Annotated in this window: 19 protein-coding genes, 1 rRNA gene and 2 pseudogenes; 19 read left to right on the forward strand and 3 right to left on the reverse strand. The window is 62.6% G+C overall.

Annotated elements, in window-relative coordinates:
- Positions 1 to 9: 9 nt before the first annotated feature.
- The 4 genes from rrf to VGP39_RS12810 all read left to right on the forward strand — a co-directional run bounded on the left by rrf (position 10) and on the right by VGP39_RS12810 (position 2,389).
- Positions 10 to 124, forward strand: a 5S ribosomal RNA gene (gene rrf, locus VGP39_RS12795).
- A gap of 231 nt (positions 125 to 355) precedes the next feature.
- Positions 356 to 961, forward strand: a complete 606-nt coding sequence (locus VGP39_RS12800; RefSeq protein ID WP_327568482.1) for a hypothetical protein — start codon at positions 356 to 358, stop codon at positions 959 to 961.
- A gap of 253 nt (positions 962 to 1,214) precedes the next feature.
- Entirely contained in the window at positions 1,215 to 1,751 is a 537-nt protein-coding gene (locus VGP39_RS12805; RefSeq protein ID WP_327568483.1) for an SRPBCC family protein, read from the forward strand.
- A 227-nt stretch (positions 1,752 to 1,978) separates the two neighbouring features.
- Positions 1,979 to 2,389: a VOC family protein gene (locus VGP39_RS12810; protein ID WP_327568484.1), complete on the forward strand. Its 411-nt coding sequence runs from the start codon at positions 1,979 to 1,981 to the stop codon at positions 2,387 to 2,389.
- Between the two features lie 127 nt (positions 2,390 to 2,516).
- Here the strand turns inward: VGP39_RS12810 and VGP39_RS12815 are convergent, their stop codons facing one another.
- Together VGP39_RS12815 and VGP39_RS12820 are read right to left on the reverse strand one after the other, a co-directional pair.
- Positions 2,517 to 2,951 carry a hypothetical protein gene (locus tag VGP39_RS12815; protein ID WP_327568485.1) on the reverse strand — a complete coding sequence of 145 codons (435 nt, stop codon included), beginning with the start codon at positions 2,949 to 2,951 and terminating at the stop codon, positions 2,517 to 2,519.
- Between the two features lie 229 nt (positions 2,952 to 3,180).
- Positions 3,181 to 3,966, reverse strand: coding sequence for an SDR family oxidoreductase (locus tag VGP39_RS12820; protein ID WP_327568486.1), 786 nt, complete (start codon positions 3,964 to 3,966; stop codon positions 3,181 to 3,183).
- 151 nt (positions 3,967 to 4,117) lie between these two features.
- On the opposite strand from VGP39_RS12820, the gene VGP39_RS12825 reads away from it, so the two are divergent.
- The 8 genes and pseudogenes from VGP39_RS12825 to VGP39_RS12860 all read left to right on the forward strand — a co-directional run bounded on the left by VGP39_RS12825 (position 4,118) and on the right by VGP39_RS12860 (position 9,505).
- Positions 4,118 to 4,498, forward strand: coding sequence for a cupin domain-containing protein (locus VGP39_RS12825; protein WP_327568487.1), 381 nt, complete (start codon positions 4,118 to 4,120; stop codon positions 4,496 to 4,498).
- 207 nt (positions 4,499 to 4,705) lie between these two features.
- Positions 4,706 to 5,119 (forward strand): YciI family protein, encoded by a 414-nt coding sequence (locus VGP39_RS12830; RefSeq protein WP_327568488.1) that lies wholly within the window; start codon positions 4,706 to 4,708, stop codon positions 5,117 to 5,119.
- A gap of 32 nt (positions 5,120 to 5,151) precedes the next feature.
- A pseudogene (locus VGP39_RS12835) lies at positions 5,152 to 5,563 on the forward strand (YciI family protein).
- Positions 5,564 to 5,766: 203 nt separating this feature from the next.
- Complete coding sequence (locus VGP39_RS12840; RefSeq protein WP_327568489.1) at positions 5,767 to 6,489, forward strand: TetR/AcrR family transcriptional regulator; 723 nt, start codon at positions 5,767 to 5,769, stop codon at positions 6,487 to 6,489.
- Between the two features lie 104 nt (positions 6,490 to 6,593).
- On the forward strand, positions 6,594 to 7,067 hold the full coding sequence (locus VGP39_RS12845; RefSeq protein ID WP_327568490.1) for a DUF2852 domain-containing protein: 474 nt from the start codon (positions 6,594 to 6,596) through the stop codon (positions 7,065 to 7,067).
- 507 nt (positions 7,068 to 7,574) lie between these two features.
- The gene (locus tag VGP39_RS12850; RefSeq protein WP_327568491.1) at positions 7,575 to 8,558 is read left to right on the forward strand and encodes a Na+-dependent transporter; all 984 of its coding nucleotides are present in this window, start codon (positions 7,575 to 7,577) and stop codon (positions 8,556 to 8,558) included.
- Positions 8,559 to 8,560: 2 nt separating this feature from the next.
- Positions 8,561 to 8,887 (forward strand): hypothetical protein, encoded by a 327-nt coding sequence (locus VGP39_RS12855; RefSeq protein ID WP_327568492.1) that lies wholly within the window; start codon positions 8,561 to 8,563, stop codon positions 8,885 to 8,887.
- 57 nt (positions 8,888 to 8,944) lie between these two features.
- Positions 8,945 to 9,505, forward strand: coding sequence for a hypothetical protein (locus VGP39_RS12860; RefSeq protein ID WP_327568493.1), 561 nt, complete (start codon positions 8,945 to 8,947; stop codon positions 9,503 to 9,505).
- 357 nt (positions 9,506 to 9,862) lie between these two features.
- Here the strand turns inward: VGP39_RS12860 and VGP39_RS12865 are convergent, their stop codons facing one another.
- On the reverse strand, positions 9,863 to 10,102 hold the full coding sequence (locus VGP39_RS12865; protein ID WP_414644654.1) for a HigA family addiction module antitoxin: 240 nt from the start codon (positions 10,100 to 10,102) through the stop codon (positions 9,863 to 9,865).
- Between the two features lie 592 nt (positions 10,103 to 10,694).
- Here VGP39_RS12865 and tolQ point away from each other — a divergent pair.
- The 7 genes and pseudogenes from tolQ to VGP39_RS12900 form a co-directional block, all read left to right on the forward strand.
- On the forward strand, positions 10,695 to 11,474 hold the full coding sequence (tolQ, locus tag VGP39_RS12870) for a protein TolQ (RefSeq protein WP_327568494.1): 780 nt from the start codon (positions 10,695 to 10,697) through the stop codon (positions 11,472 to 11,474).
- 39 nt (positions 11,475 to 11,513) lie between these two features.
- Positions 11,514 to 11,963 (forward strand): protein TolR, encoded by a 450-nt coding sequence (gene tolR, locus VGP39_RS12875; RefSeq protein WP_327568495.1) that lies wholly within the window; start codon positions 11,514 to 11,516, stop codon positions 11,961 to 11,963.
- 13 nt (positions 11,964 to 11,976) lie between these two features.
- Positions 11,977 to 12,921 carry a protein TolA gene (locus tag VGP39_RS12880; RefSeq protein ID WP_327568498.1) on the forward strand — a complete coding sequence of 315 codons (945 nt, stop codon included), beginning with the start codon at positions 11,977 to 11,979 and terminating at the stop codon, positions 12,919 to 12,921.
- 55 nt (positions 12,922 to 12,976) lie between these two features.
- Complete coding sequence (gene tolB, locus VGP39_RS12885; protein WP_327568499.1) at positions 12,977 to 14,296, forward strand: Tol-Pal system beta propeller repeat protein TolB; 1,320 nt, start codon at positions 12,977 to 12,979, stop codon at positions 14,294 to 14,296.
- Between the two features lie 189 nt (positions 14,297 to 14,485).
- Entirely contained in the window at positions 14,486 to 16,819 is a 2,334-nt protein-coding gene (locus tag VGP39_RS12890) for a putative bifunctional diguanylate cyclase/phosphodiesterase (RefSeq protein ID WP_327568496.1), read from the forward strand.
- Between the two features lie 165 nt (positions 16,820 to 16,984).
- The gene (locus tag VGP39_RS12895; protein ID WP_327568497.1) at positions 16,985 to 17,668 is read left to right on the forward strand and encodes an N-acyl amino acid synthase FeeM domain-containing protein; all 684 of its coding nucleotides are present in this window, start codon (positions 16,985 to 16,987) and stop codon (positions 17,666 to 17,668) included.
- A 321-nt stretch (positions 17,669 to 17,989) separates the two neighbouring features.
- Positions 17,990 to 18,253 (forward strand): annotated as a pseudogene (locus VGP39_RS12900) (peptidoglycan-associated lipoprotein); the annotation flags it as partial.

Raw genomic sequence — 18,253 nt, forward strand, 5'->3', positions numbered from 1 at the left:
CTTCGCCGGCCTGGTGGTTCTAGCGAGGAGCTTGAACCCGATCCCATCCCGAACTCGGCCGTTAAACTCCTCAGCGCCAATGGTACTATGGCTTAAGCCCTGGGAGAGTAGGTCGCTGCCAGGCCTGCCAAGGACAAAGCATTTCCTCTTTACGTGTCACGACCCGACAAAACGCCGCTTCCCTTCGGGGAGGCGGCGTTTTTTTGTGCCTGCGGGCCACCGCGCATCTGCTATTCGGTCATGATTTGCCGCCAGCTTCGAGTGCCGTCGTCCGTGTTGAACCATCTCCGGCCGCCAAAGACCCATTGAAAAGCCCCTCCGGCGTCCACACCCCCCTGCAGCTAAGGAGAATTCCATGCGTGAGATCGTTCGCTCCGTTGCCGCCGCGCTGAGCATTGCTGGCCTTGCGATGACATTGGCTGCTGTGCCGAACTCGGCCGCCTTCGCGCAGGCCAAGCAGCAGGCGCCGAAAAAGGCCCCGGCGCCGGCCGCCAAGCAGCAGGCCGCGCCGCCACCCGCGCCCGCGCCGATGAAGCAGATCGCGCTGACCGAAAAGCAGATCGAGGGCGTGCTTGCGGCATCCAAGGAGATCGATGCGATCACCGACAAGATCCCGGACAACGCCAAGCCCGATCCGAAAGTGGACGCGCAGCTCGACGCGGTCGCAAAGAAGAACGGCTTTGCCGGCACCGCCGAATACAACGACGTCACCGACAACGTCAGCATGGTGCTCGCCGGCTTCGATCCGGCGACCAAGCAGTATGTCGGCGCCGAAGCCGTGCTGAAGGCGCAGATCGCAGCCGTCCAGGCCGACAAGAAGATGTTGCCCAAGGACAAGAAGCAGGCGCTGGCCGAAATGAACGCGGCGCTGAAAACGCCGGCGCCCGTGATCGAGAACAAGGGCAACATCGACCTCGTCACCAAATATTACGACAAGCTCGCCGAAACGCTGTCGGACTAGCGGTAGGGATGATGTGCTCGTCCCGTGTCCCGGACGCGGTGCGGCATTCTTCATGCCGCTCCGCGAGAGCCGGGACCCCGGTTTAGCGAAGATAGCTGGGCCCCGGCTCTGCAGCGCACCACGCCGCAAAGAGGCGGCGCACTGCGCTGCGTCCGGGGCACGGGCCGCAAAAAATTTCGGCCGGGCTGTCGGAACGGCGCCGCGCGGTTCGTCCCTGGGCTAGATTGACCGCCCCGTTTGTCCGGAGCCAGCCATGTTCGAGATCCTTGTCACCATCGCCGTCATTCTCGCGCTTGCCATCGCCGTGGTGCTGATTCTTGCGTCGCGAAAACCCGGCACGTTTCGGGTCGAACGTTCGGCCGCCATCAAGGCGCCGCCGGAAAAGATCTTTCCGCTGATCGACGATTTCCACCAGTGGGGATCGTGGTCACCCTATGAAAACCGGGACCCTGCGATGCAGCGCAGCTTCAGCGGCGCCGAGCGCGGCAAGGGCGCGGTCTATGCGTGGAACGGCAACAAGAATGTCGGCTCCGGCCGCATGGAAATCCTCGATGCGCCGGCGCCGGACAAGGTGGTGATCAAGCTGGATTTCCTGAAACCCTTCGAGGCCCACAACACCGCCGAATTCACGCTGTTGCCGCAAGGCGGTTCAACAAATGTCACATGGCGGATGCATGGTCCGGCGCCCTTGATGTCGAAAGTGATGCAGGTGTTCATGAACATGGACAATATGGTCGGCAAGGATTTTGCGGCAGGCCTCGCCAATCTGAAACGCGTTGTGGAGACATGACCCGGACGCGGTGCGGCACGTAGTGCCGCTTCGCAGCGCCGGGACCGCACCGAACATTACCGTCATCCTGAGGAGCGTGCCCTCTTGGGCGCGCGTCTCGAAGGATGCCCACACGCACTTCGTCTGCGTCCTTCGAGACGCCGCGCAAGCGCGCGGCTCCTCAGGATGACGGCGGAATGTGTGGCCCGGAATGCTGCAAGTCTTCACCCCACGAAAGGAGCCTACCCATGCAAGTCAATCCCTACCTGCATTACGACGGCAATTGCGAATCGGCGTTCAAGTTCTACGAGCAGGCCGCCGGCGGCAAGATCGAGGTGATGATGACGCATGAGAGCGCGCCGCCGGACATGCCGATGCCGCCGGATTGGAAGAAGAAGATCATGCACGCGCGGATTACCTTCGACGGCGACATCCTGATGGGCTCCGATTCACCGCCTGATCATTTCCGGAAGCCGCAGGGATTTTCGGTCACGCTGACGGTCGACGATCCCGCCGACGCCGAGAAGAAGTTCAAGGCGCTTAGCGAGGGCGGCACGGAGAACATGGCTTTCGCGCCGACCTTCTTCGCCAAGGGGTTTGGGATGTGCGTCGACAAGTTCGGAATTCCCTGGATGGTGATCTGCCCGATGGAGATGTGAGGCATCTCAATTCGTCGTGCCCGGGCTTGTCCCGGGCATCCACGTGTTTCTGACCTTGAAGCCTTTGAGACGTGGATGGCCGGGACAAGCCCGGCTATGACGAAGAGAAAAATGAGCGCTACGCATTTCACCGGCACGCCGGATAGATCGCCGCGAGCTCGCGGCCGCGCAGCAGCAGCACGCGCGAGGTGAGGCCGCCGTGGCGGCGGATCCAGCTACGCACCGCGGACGGGTAGGCCTGCAGCACCGCCGCCGAGGCTTCGGGCTCGGCATACATTCTTCCGCGCGCATCTATCGAGCGCGCGGCGTGAAAGCCGAGCACGGCGCGGCGGGTCACGCAGATGCGGTTGTTCGGCACGCTCGACAGCACCAGCGTGCAGGCCGACAGGCACGGCCCGTCGATCACCACGCGCTCGCCGGAGGCGCGCACCCGCGCGAACAGGTCGAGAAACGGACCGACCTCGCCCCCGGGGCTGGCGAGGATGCGCACCTCGGCCGAGGCCGGCGCGGCGGCGAGCAGCGCGACCGCGAGCAGTGCTGATGTTGCGAAAGCTGCGCGCATGCGCGGCTCCTTCGATCCGGATGACGATATTAGCTAGGCAAAGGCGAAGCGCGCTGCAAGTTCAGCGTGAGGGCTCATCACAAGCGCGACCACATCGCCGCCGGTCGTCCCCGCAAAGGGCGGGGACCCATACGCCGTGTCGCCTCGTTTCGGCACGGGGCGGAGGCCTTCCGTAACAAGCAACGCCAGGGGTTATGGGTCCCGCCTTCGCGCGGATGACGGCCGCACCCTACGAATTCCTCCGCTCTCCTCTGAGCGTCGGCAGGCCGATGCCCGCGGCGTCGAAGCCGCCGTCGACGCCGAGAATCTGTCCGGTGATGTAGCTGGCGCGGTCGCTGCACAGGAAAAACACCGCCTCCGCCAGCTCCTCCTCGAGGCCGTAGCGGTTGAGTGGAATCGCGGCGTGATAATCGGCGCGGATCTCCGGGGTGTGAACCTGCCTGGCCATCGCGGTCTCGACCGGGCCGGGCGCCACGCCGTTGACGCGGATGCCAAAACCGGCGAGTTCGACCGCGAACTGCTTGGTGAGATGCGCCAGCCCAGCCTTGCTGGTGCCGTAGGCGGTGCGCAGCGTCGAGGCGCGGACGGCGGAAATCGACGTAATATTGACGATGGCGCCGCCGCCATGCTCGCGCATCAGCGGCACCGCGGCCTTGGTGCAGAGAAATGGCCCGGTGAGATTGACCGCCAGCACCCGGTTCCAGTCGTGGTCGGTGGTTTCCAGCAGCGGCGCGAACACCGCGACGCCTGCATTGTTGACCAGCGCGTCGAGCCGGCCGAAGCGGATGCTCACCGCCGACAGCGCCGAGGCCACCAGGCCGGCATCGGAGACGTCGCATTGCAGCGCAAGCGTGTCGTCCGCATCGTCAAGCGCCGCCCGCGCGGCGCGCAGCAACTCGCCCTCGATATCGAGCAGCGCGACGCGCCAGCCCTCGGCAAGAAATTTTTTCGCGACGCTGAGCCCGATGCCGCGCGCAGCCCCGGTCACCAGCGCGACTTTTTTGAGTTCCGTCATCCGTCCATCTCCGCAATATTCGGACAGTGTTATAGGTCGTAGGGTGCGCAAAGCGAAGCGGGCCCACCACCTCGCAACACGCGCGGGAGCAAGATGGTGGGCACGGCGCAAAAGCGCCTTTGCCCGCCCTACGGACTAAGAGGATGCATTCATGCAGATCATCGACCCCCGCGACGCGCCCCCCGAACAATGGCGGCCGGGCGTGGAAACCCGCATGCGCGTCTCCGCCGTCAATGGCGCAGCGCAACTCTGCATCTTCGAACAATGGATCGCGCCCGGAAACGGCGCGCCGACCCACAGCCATCCGGTCGAGGAAGTGCTGACCGTGCTCGAAGGCGAAGCCGAAATGTGGCTGGACGATCTCCGCGCCATCGTCTCCGCCGGCCAGTCGCTGATCGTTCCCGCCGGCCGCAATCATGGTTTCCGCAATTCCGGCACGGTGACGCTGCACATTCACGCCGTGCTGGCATCGCCGGTGTTCGAGGCGATGCCGGAGGGCGCTGCGGAGATGGTGCGGCGATGGGGATCGTAGAACCGTAGCCCGGATGAGCGCAGCGATATCCGGGGTCTTTAGCGCAGTCCCGGATATCGCTGCGCTCATCCGGGCTACGGAGAATCTGCCGCAGCGCCCCTGAAATAATTTCCGGAAAAATGTCGGGGCCATAAACCCTCGCCCGTCTTCATGATACAGCCGCCGTCCAGACGCTGCGGCAAGACGTAACCTGAACGGAGCGACTTCATGCGATTCATGGTGATTGTGAAGGCCAGCCGGGATTCCGAGGCAGGCGTGATGCCGAGCAGGGAATTGCTGACGGCGATGGGGAAATTCAACGAGGAGATGGTCAAGGCCGGCGTGATGCTGGCCGGCGAGGGATTGCATCCGACCTCGAAAGGCGCGCGGGTCAAATATTCCGGCGCCACGCCCGCGGTGACGCGCGGTCCGTTTGCGCTCTCCGGCGATCTGATCGCCGGCTTCTGGCTGATCGAAACGAAATCGCTGGATGAGGCGATCGACTGGATGAAGCGCGCGCCGTTCGACGGCGGCGCAGAGATCGAAATCCGGCAAATATTCTCGGCCGACGATTTCGGCGAGGCGCTGACCCCCGAACTGCGCGAGCAGGAAGAACGCCTGCGCGCGAAGGCAAGGACGTAACCGCGCTCACTCATTCAATACGAGGACCCACCATGCGATTCATGATGCTGATGATTCCGAAAGGCTACGAGCGCGCCGGGCACCATGCCGCCGGCCGACGCGGTGGCCGCGATGATGAAGTACAACGAGGCGCTGAAAGAGGCCGGCGTGCTGATCACGCTCGACGGCCTGCATCCGCCGTCGATGGGCGCGCGGGTGTCGTTCGCCGGCGGCAAGCCGCTGGTCACCGACGGTCCCTTCACCGAGGCCAAGGAAGTGCTCGGCGGCTACTGGATGATCGCCGTCGCTTCGCGCGACGAGGCGATCGCCTGGGCGAAAAAATGCCCGGCCGGACCGAACGAGACGATCGAAATCCGCCAGGTGCAGGAAATGGCCGATTTTCCTGAGGATGTGCAACAGGCGGCCGCGGGATTCGAGAAAATGCAAAAGAAATCCCGAGCTTAGGCGGTATCACGGCTTTTTCGCCGGTGACGGATGGCAAATCACGATCCGCCGCCGCTTTGCCGCACGACAATCGCAAGAAGTAGCTTCCGGCCCGGACCGATACTAACGCGTTGATCGCTCGCCAAAATCGCCCTGAGAGCGCCGAAGCCGGATGCGGCCATTTCTCGTGACCTTTTGACGCGGCTCATGTAAAAGTCTTTCACATGAGCTGGCGCAAGGAATCGCGCCGCGCCGAGCGCGGCTACCATCACGGCAATCTGAAAGAGGCGCTGCTGCAGGCGGCGCTCGGCCTGATCGCGGAGAAGGGTGCGGCCGGATTCACCTTTGCCGACGCCGCGCGCATGGCCGGCGTCAGCCCCGCAGCCCCCTACCGGCATTTTCGCGACCGCGATGAATTGCTGTCGAGCATCGCGCAACGCGGCTTTGAGATGTTCGAATCGACGCTGAACGCGGCGTGGGACGACGGCCGCCCCGACACCGTCACTGCGTTCGAGCGCGTCGGCAAAGCCTATCTGAAATTCGCGCGCGAGGAGCCGGCGTTCTATTCGGCGATGTTCGAATCCGGGCTTCCCGTCGATCTTAACCCTGCGCTGCAGGCCGCCGGCGAGCGTGCCTTCGGCATCATCCGCGCCGCCGCCGAACGCCTCGCCGCGCTGGCGCCGCCCGGCGCGACGCGTCCGCCGGCGCTGATGATGGCGCTGCATATCTGGTCGATGTCGCACGGCGTAGCTTCGCTGTTCGCCCGCGGCGACGGCGCGCGGCGCAAGCTGCCGATGTCGGCGGAGGAGCTGCTTGAAGCGGAAATGCTGATTTATTTGCGCGGGCTCGGCTTTCCGACCGACCGCCGGAAACCGCAGCCGGATCAACCGCCTCCTGGTCCGCCTCCAAGTCCGCCTCCAAGTCCTTGGGGCACCCGCTCAACATAATGTGAGCGGACCTTTGGCACCCCCGCTTGACAAAATTACGGATTGCGCTAGCTATGTAAATGTTATTTACATTCACAACGGCAGATGCCGTCATGGAGAGGAACATGGCCTACACCGCAGATGTCAATCAATGGCGCGGCCCGGTTGAACAGCCTTACCGCCCGCATCTCTTTGAAAATCCTTGGCATCCCGGCTGGATCGCGCTCACCGTGCTGGGCTTCATCTTCTGGTGGCCGATCGGCCTTGCACTTCTCTTCTACACAATCGGGAGCAGAAAAATGGGTTGCTGGACTCACTCGGACCGTTTCGAGAACAAGATGGCGCGCATGCAGGACAAGATGGAGCGGATGCGCGGCCGCATGGAGCGCCGCGGCTTTCCGTTCGGCCCGCCCACATCCGGCAACCGCGCCTTCGACGAATATCGCACCGACACGCTGCGCCGGCTCGAGGAAGAGCAGGTTGAATTCCGCAACTTCCTCGATCGCCTGCGTCACGCCAAGGACAAGGAAGAGTTCGACGCGTTCATGGCGCAGCACCGCCCGCGTCCGACCCCGCCGAACGACGCGCCGCAGAGTTAAGGTTGAAGAATTAGCCAAGGTTTGTCGCTTAAAGGCGCAAGCGCCCCCTTCACCTGACGGCGACACAGCTGCCCACTCGCGCAAGCAAGTGGGCGGTTTTGTTTTTCAACCTCGCCCCGCTCTTGCGGGGAGAGGTCGAAGCCGTAGCGCAGCGAAGGCTTCGGGTGAGGGGCCAGGCAGTGATTCGAACACGATGGAGGTTCTCGGGTCGGCCAATTGCGCTGAAGGCCTTTCGACCTGATAGGTTTTTGGTTTGGTGAGCCCACTGCCCGGCCCCTCACCCGGCGCTTCGCGCCGACCCTCGGATCAAGCCCGAGGGCAGGCTCTCTCCCCGCGAAAGAGCGGGGCGAGGTTTAAGAGGTGCCTCGCTTCAAATTTCGATTCGACGATTCAAACAGCCAAGCGCTTGCGTTCCCGCGCCGCCGCGCAAGCGGCGCATCCCGGAATGACGGCTTCAGGATGGCTACGCGGGTCAAGCCCGCGTATGACGCGGGGCAGGAGAACGTCATGCCTGCCGCTTTGCTCAACTGCTTCGCCTTGCCCGTGCGCGCCCTCGCATGGCTCGGCCGGCAGGGCACCCGCGCCGTCGCGGCGTTGGTGCTGATCGGCATCGCGCTGCCGCCGCTCGGCGAACTGCTGAAGCCTTATGTCGCCGAAGCGATCTTCCTGCTGCTGGTCATCTCGTTCATGCGCGTCGATGTCGCAGCATTGCGCGAGCATTTGAGGCGGCCCGGCATCGTGATTGCAGCATCCGCCTGGACCATGATCGCGGTGCCGGCGATGATCGGCATCGGCTGTCTCGCGGCGGGCGTCGACAAATCCTCGCCGGATCTGTTTCTGGCGCTGATGCTGCAGGCGGTGGCCTCGCCGATGATGGCCGCACCGGCGCTGGCGGCGCTGATGGGCCTCGAGTCGACGCTGGCGCTGATCACGCTGGTGACCGGCACCGCTTTAGTGCCGCTGACCGCGCCGCTGTTCGCCTGGATGTTTTTCGGCACGGCGCTGACGCTGTCGCCGCTGGCGCTGGGGCTCAAGCTTGCCTTGATGCTGGCCGGCTCGCTCGGCGTCGCGATGACGATCCGTTGGATGTTCGGCATCGCCGCGATCCGCCGCCACCGCGAGCCGATCGACGGCGTCAACATCGTTATCCTCCTGGTGTTCGTCAGCGCCGTGATGGGGTCGGTCGCCGGCGACCTCTGGTCCGACCCGCTGCAGGTCGCAGGGCTGACGCTGCTCGCCTTCGCGACTTTCTTCGCCCTGGTCGGCGCGACCATGCTGGTGTTCCGCCGCTTGGGCCACCAGCGCGCGCTGGCGCTCGGCCTGCTGGTCTCCCAGCGCAACATGGGCCTGATGGTCGCCGCCACCGGCGGCGCGCTGCCTGGCCTGACCTGGCTGTATTTCGCGCTGTCGCAGTTTCCGATTTATCTGTCGCCGCAGCTGCTGAAGCCGATTGTGGGGAGGCTAGGGGCGGGCGGGCGTCAGCAATCGTAACCTTGCTAGACAAGATTAAGGGTGTCGAGCAATTTGACTACATCATACCAATTCCACCGACGGATAAGTCTCGTCCGTTCCAGCCCGTTACAGAAATCGCGAGTGCGTTGGGAAAACATCGCGGCGTCAAGGTACTTCCAAATTTTTTAGCAAAGGCTGCGGGTGGAAAACAGCTCAAGAACGTTGATGATCCCGAAGAACGGGAAAAGCTCCTGCAAGAATCGCTTTCCATTGAAGGCAAAGAGCTTCTTGCTGGGAAGAAGGTGCTTTTGGTAGATGATCCTATCGATCAGGAGCAACTCTGCGAGTCGCAACAGATTTGTTGTTAAAAAAGCGAAAGCGGAAAAGGTCAGTGTTCTGACAATGACAAAGACTCGGAGTAACCGATGACTACGGTCTTTTTATCTGGCTCGCGAACAATCAGTAGACTAAACGATTTGATTCGTTTTCGGCTGAAAAACGTCATTGATCAGCGTTTTGATGTCATCATCGGAGACGCGAACGGTGCGGACAAGGCTCTTCAAGGTTATCTGGCGGAATCGTGTTACGAAAAGGTCGTCGTATTTTGTGTAGGTAGCGTCTGTCGTAACAACATAGGCAACTGGCCCGTCAGAAATATCGATGTCGACTCCAAGCTTAAGGGACGTGATTTTTATACTCAGAAAGACAAGGCAATGGCCCTTGAGTCCGATTACGGTTTTGTACTTTGGGACGGTAAAAGTGCGAGCTCCATCAACAACGTGCTGGAGCTTATGAAAAATGGTAAAGCGGTTGTCGTTTATTACGGACCAGACAAAACATTCCACATCCTAAAACAAGCGAATGACGTACAAATGTTGCTTCGCCATTGCGACGAGAGCGATTATCGCAGCATCAACAACAAAATTCATTTCGTCCGTCGTTTGGAAGATTTACGAGGGTCGCTGCAGCCCTCCTTCAATCTGTGATCTGGCGTATCTGGTTGCGCTGCAGGCGGGTTAGTTCGAATCGCACATAGCAGACCACGTGACAGCCTCCTCGCCGAATTAGCTAGCAGGAACGCCTCATCTCTCGACTTAGCGCGCGATAAATTTAGGTTGACGCGGCTCCCTTCACCTCTCCCCGCAGGGGAGAGGTCGGATCGCATCGTCAGATGCGATCCGGGTGAGGGGCTTTGTCCGCAAGTACGAGCGTGTGGAGAGTCGCCTCACCCGAAGCCTGCGCTGCGCTCCGACTTCACCTCTCCTCGCAGGGGAGAGGTGACGCGCGCTCCAACTAAATTCATCATGCTTTAGTCGCTTCGCTCCGCGCAATGACTGCAAAACCTATCTCGAACGCGCAGAATCATACGCCGATTGCAGGTTGAGCCAGAATTGCGCGCTGGTCTGGAACCAGCGGCCGAGCCGAAGCGCAGTGTCGCCGGTGATGGCGCGCTTGCCCTGGATGATTTGCGAGATGCGGTTCGGCGGAACGGCGAGCTGCCGCGACAATTCGGTCGGCGTGACGCTCAGTTCGTAGAGTTCGTCGGCGAGGATTTCGCCGGGATGTATCGCGGGGCGGGGCATCAGTTTCTTCCTCTGCGCAATGATAATCCGGCGCATGGGCTTCCACAAACACGGCGTCATTGCCGGACTTGATCCGGCAATCCATCCAATTCGAAAAGCGCTTTTTGTGAAGATCGATGGATACGCGGGTCAAGCCCGCGTATGACGGAGGGCGTGGCGGCGCCGCGTGTCCCGGACGCGTGCGGCATTCTTCATGCCGCTCCGCAGAGCCGGGATCCCGGTTAAGCAAGCTGAACCCCGGCTCTGCAGCGCACCGCTTCGCGAAGGGCTACGCGCTGCGCTGCGTCCGGGGAACGAGGATGGCACGGCCGTCCCAATACCCTTCCCCCACCCCATTTCCCGTCCCCAAATCCCCCTTTGGTAACCTCCCCTTAACCATGATTAGCGTCTGCTAACTCCAGGCAAAGGCGCGCCATCAGCCCTCGTTTTGACATGTTGGCAGGGGATTACGGACCCGGCTTTGGACGGGCCCCCCTTGCGATAGATCGGAACCTTGGCGTTGGCGCCTGCCGCCGTGCGTGGCGCGTGGTTTTGCGGGGAACCGGAAGCCGCCCGGGCAAAAGGGGACACTTGCGTTGAGAGGAATCCGCTTATGAATACCGCGAGATTGGCGAGCCTCTCTATCGCCGCGGCGCTGTTGGCCGCAAGCAACGCCGCATTCGCGCAAGGCGACGTGGCGCAGTCAGCCTTGCCGCTGGCGTCTTCCGACGTCTCGCTGATCGCGCTGTTTCTGCAGGCCCACTGGATCGTCAAATCGGTGATGCTGGGGCTGCTGGCCTGCTCGGTCTGGGTCTGGGCGATCGCGATCGACAAGATCTTCCTCTATTCGCGCACCAAGCGCGCGATGGACCGGTTCGAGCAGGCGTTCTGGTCCGGCCAGTCGATCGAGGAGCTTTACCGCGCGCTGTCGGCCAACCCGACGCAGTCGATGGCGGCCTGCTTCGTCGCTGCAATGCGGGAATGGAAACGCTCGTTCGAGAGCCAGACCCGCTCCTTTGCGGGCCTGCAAATGCGGATCGAGAAGGTGATGAATGTCTCGATCGCCCGCGAGATCGAGCGGCTGGAGCGGCGGCTCTTGGTGCTGGCGACGGTCGGCTCCGCCGGCCCCTTTGTTGGCCTGTTCGGCACGGTCTGGGGCATCATGTCGAGCTTCCAGTCGATCGCCGCCTCCAAAAACACCTCGCTGGCGGTGGTGGCCCCCGGCATCGCGGAGGCGCTTTTTGCCACCGCAATCGGCCTGATCGCCGCAATTCCGGCGACAATTTTCTACAATAAGTTCATCTCCGAGGTGAACCGGCAGGCCCAGCGGCTGGAGGGGTTTGCGGATGAATTTTCGGCCATTTTGTCGCGCCAGATCGATGAACGCGCCTGAGAACGGGATATGATGTGAGGCCAGCGTGGGGCTAAGATCATGGCGATGAGCGGGGCGGGCGCCTCCAGCGGCGGCGGACGCCGCGCGCGCCGGCGCAAGGCGGTGATGGCGGAAATCAACGTCACGCCGATGGTGGACGTGATGCTGGTGCTGCTGATCATCTTCATGGTGTCGGCGCCGCTGCTGACGGTCGGCGTGCCCCTCGACCTGCCGCAAACCCAGGCCAAGAGCCTGGACCAGGACAAGACCCCGCTGACGCTGTCGGTCAATCTGAAAGGCCAGGTGTTTCTCAACGATACCCAGATCGGCCTCGAGGAACTGGTGCCGAAGCTGAAGGCGATCACCGAGGCGCGCGGCGGGCTGGATGAGCGCATCTTCGTGCGCGGCGACAAGAAGGTGGACTACGGCACGGTGATGCGGGTGATGGGACGGCTGTCGGCCGCCGGTTTTCGGCGGGTGGCGCTGGTGACCGAGGTGGAGCAGGGATAGAGCGCGAGTGAAGCTGAAGGTCGACAAGACATTGGCGGCGTCGGTTGCCCTGCACGTCCTCGTGATCGGGTGGGGGCTGGTGTCGTTCTCCGCGCGCTCGCTGGAGGCGCCGCCGCCGGAATCGATGCCGGTCGATATCATCTCGGCCGATCAGCTCTCCAAAATCACCGCCGGCAGCAAGACCGGCGAAAAGGACAAGCCAAAACCGCTGGTCGAAAAAGTCGCCGACGCAAAACCCGTCGACGATACCGTCGGCAAGATCACCGAAAAGCCGCCGGTCGAGACCGCCGTGGCTCCGACGCCGCCGCCGAAGCCGGTCGAAAAGCCGGTCGAGAAGAAGCCCGATCCACCAAAACCGGTCGCCGAGAACAAGCCCAAGGACGAGCCGAAGCCGATCGAGAAGAAGCCCGATCCGCCCAAGGTCGATCCGATCGCGGAAGCCCTGAAAACCGACGACGCCAAGAAGCCGCCGCCGAAGCCGGAAGCCAAGGCGGCGCCGCCGCAACCGCCGAAGCCGAAGCAGGAACGCAGCTTCGACCAGTCGAAGATCGCCGCCCTGCTCGACAAGCGCGATCCGACCCGGCAGGCCGCGGCCGGCGCGAGCTTGAATTCGTCGGCGTCGCTCGGCAGCTCGCGCGGCACCGCGGCAACCCTGTCGCAATCCGAACTTGACGCCATGCGCGCGCGGCTGGCGAGCCTGTGGAACGTGCAGCCCGGCACCGAGCGGCCGGAGGAATTGTTCGTCACCATAAGGATCCGGCTCAACCCGGACCGCCGCCTCGCCGGTCCCCCGCAGATCGTCTCGACCGGTAGTTCGCCGCGCTATCAGGCGGCAGCGGACGCCGCGGTTCGCGCCGTCCTGCAAGGCCAGCCTTACACCATGCTGCGCGACGAAACCTACGAGCAGTGGAAATACATGGACATCGATTTCGATCCAAAACAGATGTTTCACAGTTGATGCCGTTTGAAATGAGCCAGGTATGTCCGTGACGTCGACCAGACTTTCGCCGCCGATGCTGAGCCGCCGCCATGCCCTGCTGGGCGGCGCGGGCGCCGCCGCCGGATTGCTGCTGCCATCCCTGGCGAACGCGCAAACGCGTCTGCAGGTCACCGAAGGCACCGTGGCGCCGCTGCCGATCGCGATCCCGAATTTCGTCGCCGGCACGCCGGCGGACGGCGAAGTCGGCGTCGGCGTCGCCCAGGTCATCACCAACAACCTCAAGCGCTCCGGGCTGTTCGCGCCGATCGACCAGGCCGCCTTCATCGAAAAAATCGCCAACATCGACGCAGCACCGCAATTTCAAAGCTGGAAGACCATCAACGCGCAGGCGCTGGTGACCGGCCGCATGACCCGGCAGGGCGACGGACGGTTGAAGGCGGAATTCCGCCTGTGGGACGTGGCTGCCGGCCAGCAGCTCACCGGCCAGCAGTATTTCACCTCGCCGGAATACTGGCGGCGGATCGCGCACATCATTTCCGACCAGATCTACGAGCGCCTGACCGGCGAGAAAGGCTATTTTGATAGCCGCGTGGTGTTCGTCGATGAGACGGGACCCAAAGAACGGCGCGTCAAGCGTCTCGCGCTCATGGACCAGGACGGCGCCAATGTGCGGTATCTTACGCGCGGCGCCGACCTCGTCTTGACGCCGCGGTTCTCGCCGTCGACCCAGGAAATCACCTACATGGAATTCGGGCAGGGCGACCCCAAAGTCTATCTGTTCAATGTCGAAACCGGGCAGCGCGAGATCGTCGGCAATTTCCCCGGCATGTCGTTCTCGCCGCGGTTTTCCCCTGATGGACAGCGCGTCATCATGAGCCTGCAGCAGGGCGGCAATTCAAACCTGTTCGTGATGGATCTGCGCTCGAAATCCACCACGCGTCTCACCGATACGCCGGCCATCGATACCTCGCCGTCCTATGCGCCCGACGGTGCCCGCCTGTGCTTCGAATCCGACCGCGGCGGCAAGCCGCAAATCTACATCATGCCGGCGACCGGCGGCCCGGCGCAGCGCATCTCGTTCGGCGAGGGCAGCTACTCGACCCCGGTGTGGTCGCCGCGCGGCGATTACATCGCCTTCACCAAGCAGGGCGGCGGACAGTTTTCGATCGGCATCATGAAGACCGACGGCTCGGGCGAGCGGCTTCTCACCTCGGGCTTCCACAATGAAGGTCCGACCTTCGCGCCCAATGGCCGCGTCCTGATGTTCTTCCGCGATCCCGGCGGCAGCGGCGGTCCTTCGCTGTTCACCGTGGACATTTCGGGGCGCAATGAGCTGCGCGTTCCAACTCCCGGCTTCGCATCCGATCCGGCATGGTCGCCGCTATTATCGTGACATGGTTATCGTGAAGTGGCCTCGCCTGGTGGCCGGCATACCGGCAAAGCTTGCCTAGGCTGCTGATTTGCCGGGCAGATTGTTGCTCGCATTCGGCGAAGGCAACGACTCGGTAACGATATTCCCTCAGAAAGACTTCATCTGCGGCAGGTAACACTGCGCGTCTAAAAAGGACGTGCGCGCGCCCCAATGCAACTGACTGGCCAAAACTCGGATTCCGATCAGAAGATGTCGCCGTCGATCTATGCGGCGCTGGTCTATTCGCTGTTCCAAAATCCCGCACCGATGTTTGCGGGCGCGCTCTGCGCGGCGGTCGCCGCGATCATGACGGCCGTGAAGACGGACGATGCCTGGCTCTGGCCTTGCGTCGCACTTCTTGTCGTGACGGGTGCAGGCCGCGCACTCGACATGAATCAATACCAACGCCGCAAGTCCAGTCTGACGGAGAATGAAGCGGGACATTGGGAGATCCGTTATCAGATAGGCGCGATGCTTTATGCGGTGTCGCTGGGAATATGGTGCGTCGCCGCTCTGCTAGGCAGCGACGATGCCGTCGCGCACATGATCTGTGTATCCGTTACACTGGGATATATGGCGGCCGGCGCCGGCCGGACCTATGGCCGTCCATGGATATTCCATCTGCAGACCCTGCTTGCTTGCGGCCCGTTATCGGTGGCGCTGCTATTGAACGGCAGCCCCTATTACGTCGGGCTGGGGCTGTTGAACGTGCTGTTCTTTGTCGGACTGAAACACATAACCACAAGCCTGCAGAAGATTTTCGTCCGCGCCCTCGTCGCGCGCGAGCGCGAGGCCGCCCTTGCGGCTCAGTTCGACACTGCGCTGAACAACATGCCGCATGGCCTGTGCATGTTCGGCGCCGATGGCCGCCTCGCGGTGATGAACCATCGTTTCAGCGAGATGATGCGCCTGTCCGAGAATCTCGTGCATCGCGGCTCGGGCGCGCCCGACATCGTCGCGGCTTGCATCCGCGCCGGCACGGTTTCGGAGGCGAGCGGCAAGTTGATCGTCTCGGAAGTCGACAGTCTGCAGGCGGGTTATATCACCACCGCCGACCCGGACAGCGCCAACGGCCGCGCGCTGTCGTGGACGTTTCAGCCGATGGCTGGCGGCGGCACCGTCGTATTGGTCGAGGACATCACCGAACGGCGCAGCGCCGAAGCCAGAATCAGCCATCTCGCGCGCTATGACGAGCTGACGGCGCTGCCCAACCGGGTCAACTTCCGCGACGAAATGGAGCGGCTGCTGGCGATCTCGCACAGCGCCGCGCGATTGTCCGCGTTGCTGTTCATCGATCTCGATCAGTTCAAGCAGGTCAATGACACGCTGGGCCACCCCTGCGGCGATGAACTATTGTGCGCCGTGGCCGATCGCCTGCGCGAGATGTTGCGCCCCGAGGATTTCGTGGCGCGCTTCGGGGGCGACGAGTTCGTCGTATTCCAGCAGAACATCAAATCCGAAGAAGACGCCGCGGGTCTTGCCCGCCGCATCGTCGATCGCTTGAGCGAGCGCTATGAAATCGACAATCACCTGGTGGAGATCGGCGCCAGCGTCGGCATCGCGATGACGCAGCCTCCCGGCATCAGCGCCGACACGCTGATGAAGAATGCCGACATGGCGCTGTATCGCGCCAAGGCCGATGGCCGCGGTACCTACTGCTTCTTCCGCGACGAGATGGCGCTGACCGTCGAGGCCCGCCGCATCCTGGAGCTGGATCTGCGCAAGGCGTTGGCCGATGAGGAGTTCGAGCTGTTCTATCAGCCGCTGGTCAATCTCAAATCCGGGCGGATTTCCACCTGCGAAGCGCTGCTGCGCTGGAATCACCCGGAACGCGGCACGGTTTCGCCTGTCGATATCATCCCGGTTGCGGAAGATATGGGCCTGATCGTCGACCTCGGCCGCTGGATTCTGCGCAAGGCCTGCATGGAAGCCATGACCTGGCCGGAGGGTGTCAGCGTCGCGGTCAATTTTTCACCGCAGCAGTTCCATCAGCGCGACGTGCTGAGCGAAGTGCGCTATGCACTCGAAGTGTCCGGACTTCCCGCCAACCGTCTCGAAATCGAGATCACCGAATCGTCGCTGCTGCGCAATACGCAATGGATCCACGACGCGCTCTCGCAACTGCACGCCGCCGGGGTGCGCATCTCGCTGGATGATTTCGGCACCGGCTATTCGAGCCTGAGCTATCTGCATAATTTCCCGCTGCAGAAGGTCAAGATCGACCGCTCCTTCCTCGAGGGCATCGATTCCGATCGTCCGCTGACGCTGTTGCGCGGCGTCGCGCGGCTGAGCGCCGACCTTGGAATGTCGGTTGTGGTCGAAGGCATCGAGACCAACGAGCAGCTGGAGCTGATCAGTGCCGACGGCACCGTGACCGAGGCGCAAGGTTATCTGTTCAGCCGTCCCGTTCCCGCGGCACGGGTGCGTCAGCTGCTGAACGCATCGCACGGCCGCCGGGTGCCGGGCGAAACGCCGCAGGCGGTTCCATCGCGGTCGATCGCCTGAGAATTATTACCCAACCGCGCGGTTTCCAGGGAGATTTGCTTATCGGTCTCTGAAAGCGGCGAACTCCGGTTAACCCTAACGTTTCGATCCCTTTGCATCGAAGTTAAGAACGGGTTAACCTTTTACCATTCGCGCTGTGGTTGTCTGGGTTGAGGGGGGTGTCATATGAGGTCTGCGGCCGAGGCCGTCGAAGCGGTTCCTGAACGGAGCGCGGACCCGCTTGAGCATGTCGACTACCGCCTTGCAGAAACGCCGGAAGAAAAGGACGAAATATATCGGCTCCGCTACCGCGCCTATCTGCGCGAGGGCGCAATCCTGCCTTCTCAGTCTGAACGGGTCACCGATCACTACGATGAAGCGCCAAACACCTGGATCTTCGGCGTCCATGTCCACGGCGAGCTGTACAGCTCGATTCGGGTCAGCGTCCTGACATCCGGGTGCCGGACGTCTCCGTCGTCCGACATGTACAGCGACGTCCTGCATCCCGAACTTGACCGGGGAAAGACTATCGTCGATCCGACCCGTTTCGTCGCCGATCCCGAAAAAGCAAAGACATTTCACGAACTTCCGTATGTAACCGTAAGACTGGGCTGGGTGGCGTGCGGTCATTTCAATGCCGATCTGGGGCTCGCCAGCGTTCGTCCCGAACACCGCGCGTTCTATCGTCGGGTCTTTCTGCAGCAACCGATGGGGGAACCAAGATTGTTCCCGGGTCTTCTCAAGCCCGTAGGTCTGATGGCCGCGGATTATCCAGTTATCCGGGAAAAGGTGTTTCAAAGGTTTCCCCTGATGCGGTCGAGCGCTTTTGAGCGCCGGATGCTGTTCCAACGCACTCGCGAGCGCGGTTAGCCGTTGGATATGTCCCGCGTGGTCGTGCGAACACGCGCCGGCCGCCGGCGCTTGATACCGCCCCTCGGACTAAGTCCGGGCATTGCTCGGCCGGAACTGCGGTGAGCTCCAGCCGGCCGATGACGCGGGACCGCAACCTGGCCGCTCGCCTTCACCTTGGCGCCACATTTCCAAATCATTAACTATCGCGGCGGCTTTTCGCCGATTGGCGGCATTTGATGTGGTTGCGCAACACCTCATCAAGGTTGACGGAACGTTCGCTTAACCATCGCCCTGTAGACCGGATAACAGTTGGAAAAACGTGAGCGTGGAGGCTCCGGAATGAAACATCAGATGCGTATCCTCCAGGGATTGAAACTGGCTGCGGTGCTCGCGGTGGCGCTGTCGATGGGCGCCTGCGCCAACAAGAGCCCGCTTGGAGCTGACGGCGCGATGGCAAGTGCGGCGACGCCGGGCAGCCAGCAGGATTTCGTGGTCAATGTCGGCGACCGCGTCTTCTTCGAGAGCGACCAGACCGAATTGTCGCCGCAGGCGATCGCGACCCTGGAAAAGCAGGCGCGCTGGCTGCAGAGCTACAACCGCTAT

This window comes from Bradyrhizobium sp. (genome assembly GCF_036009065.1).
Lineage (GTDB): Bacteria > Pseudomonadota > Alphaproteobacteria > Rhizobiales > Xanthobacteraceae > Bradyrhizobium.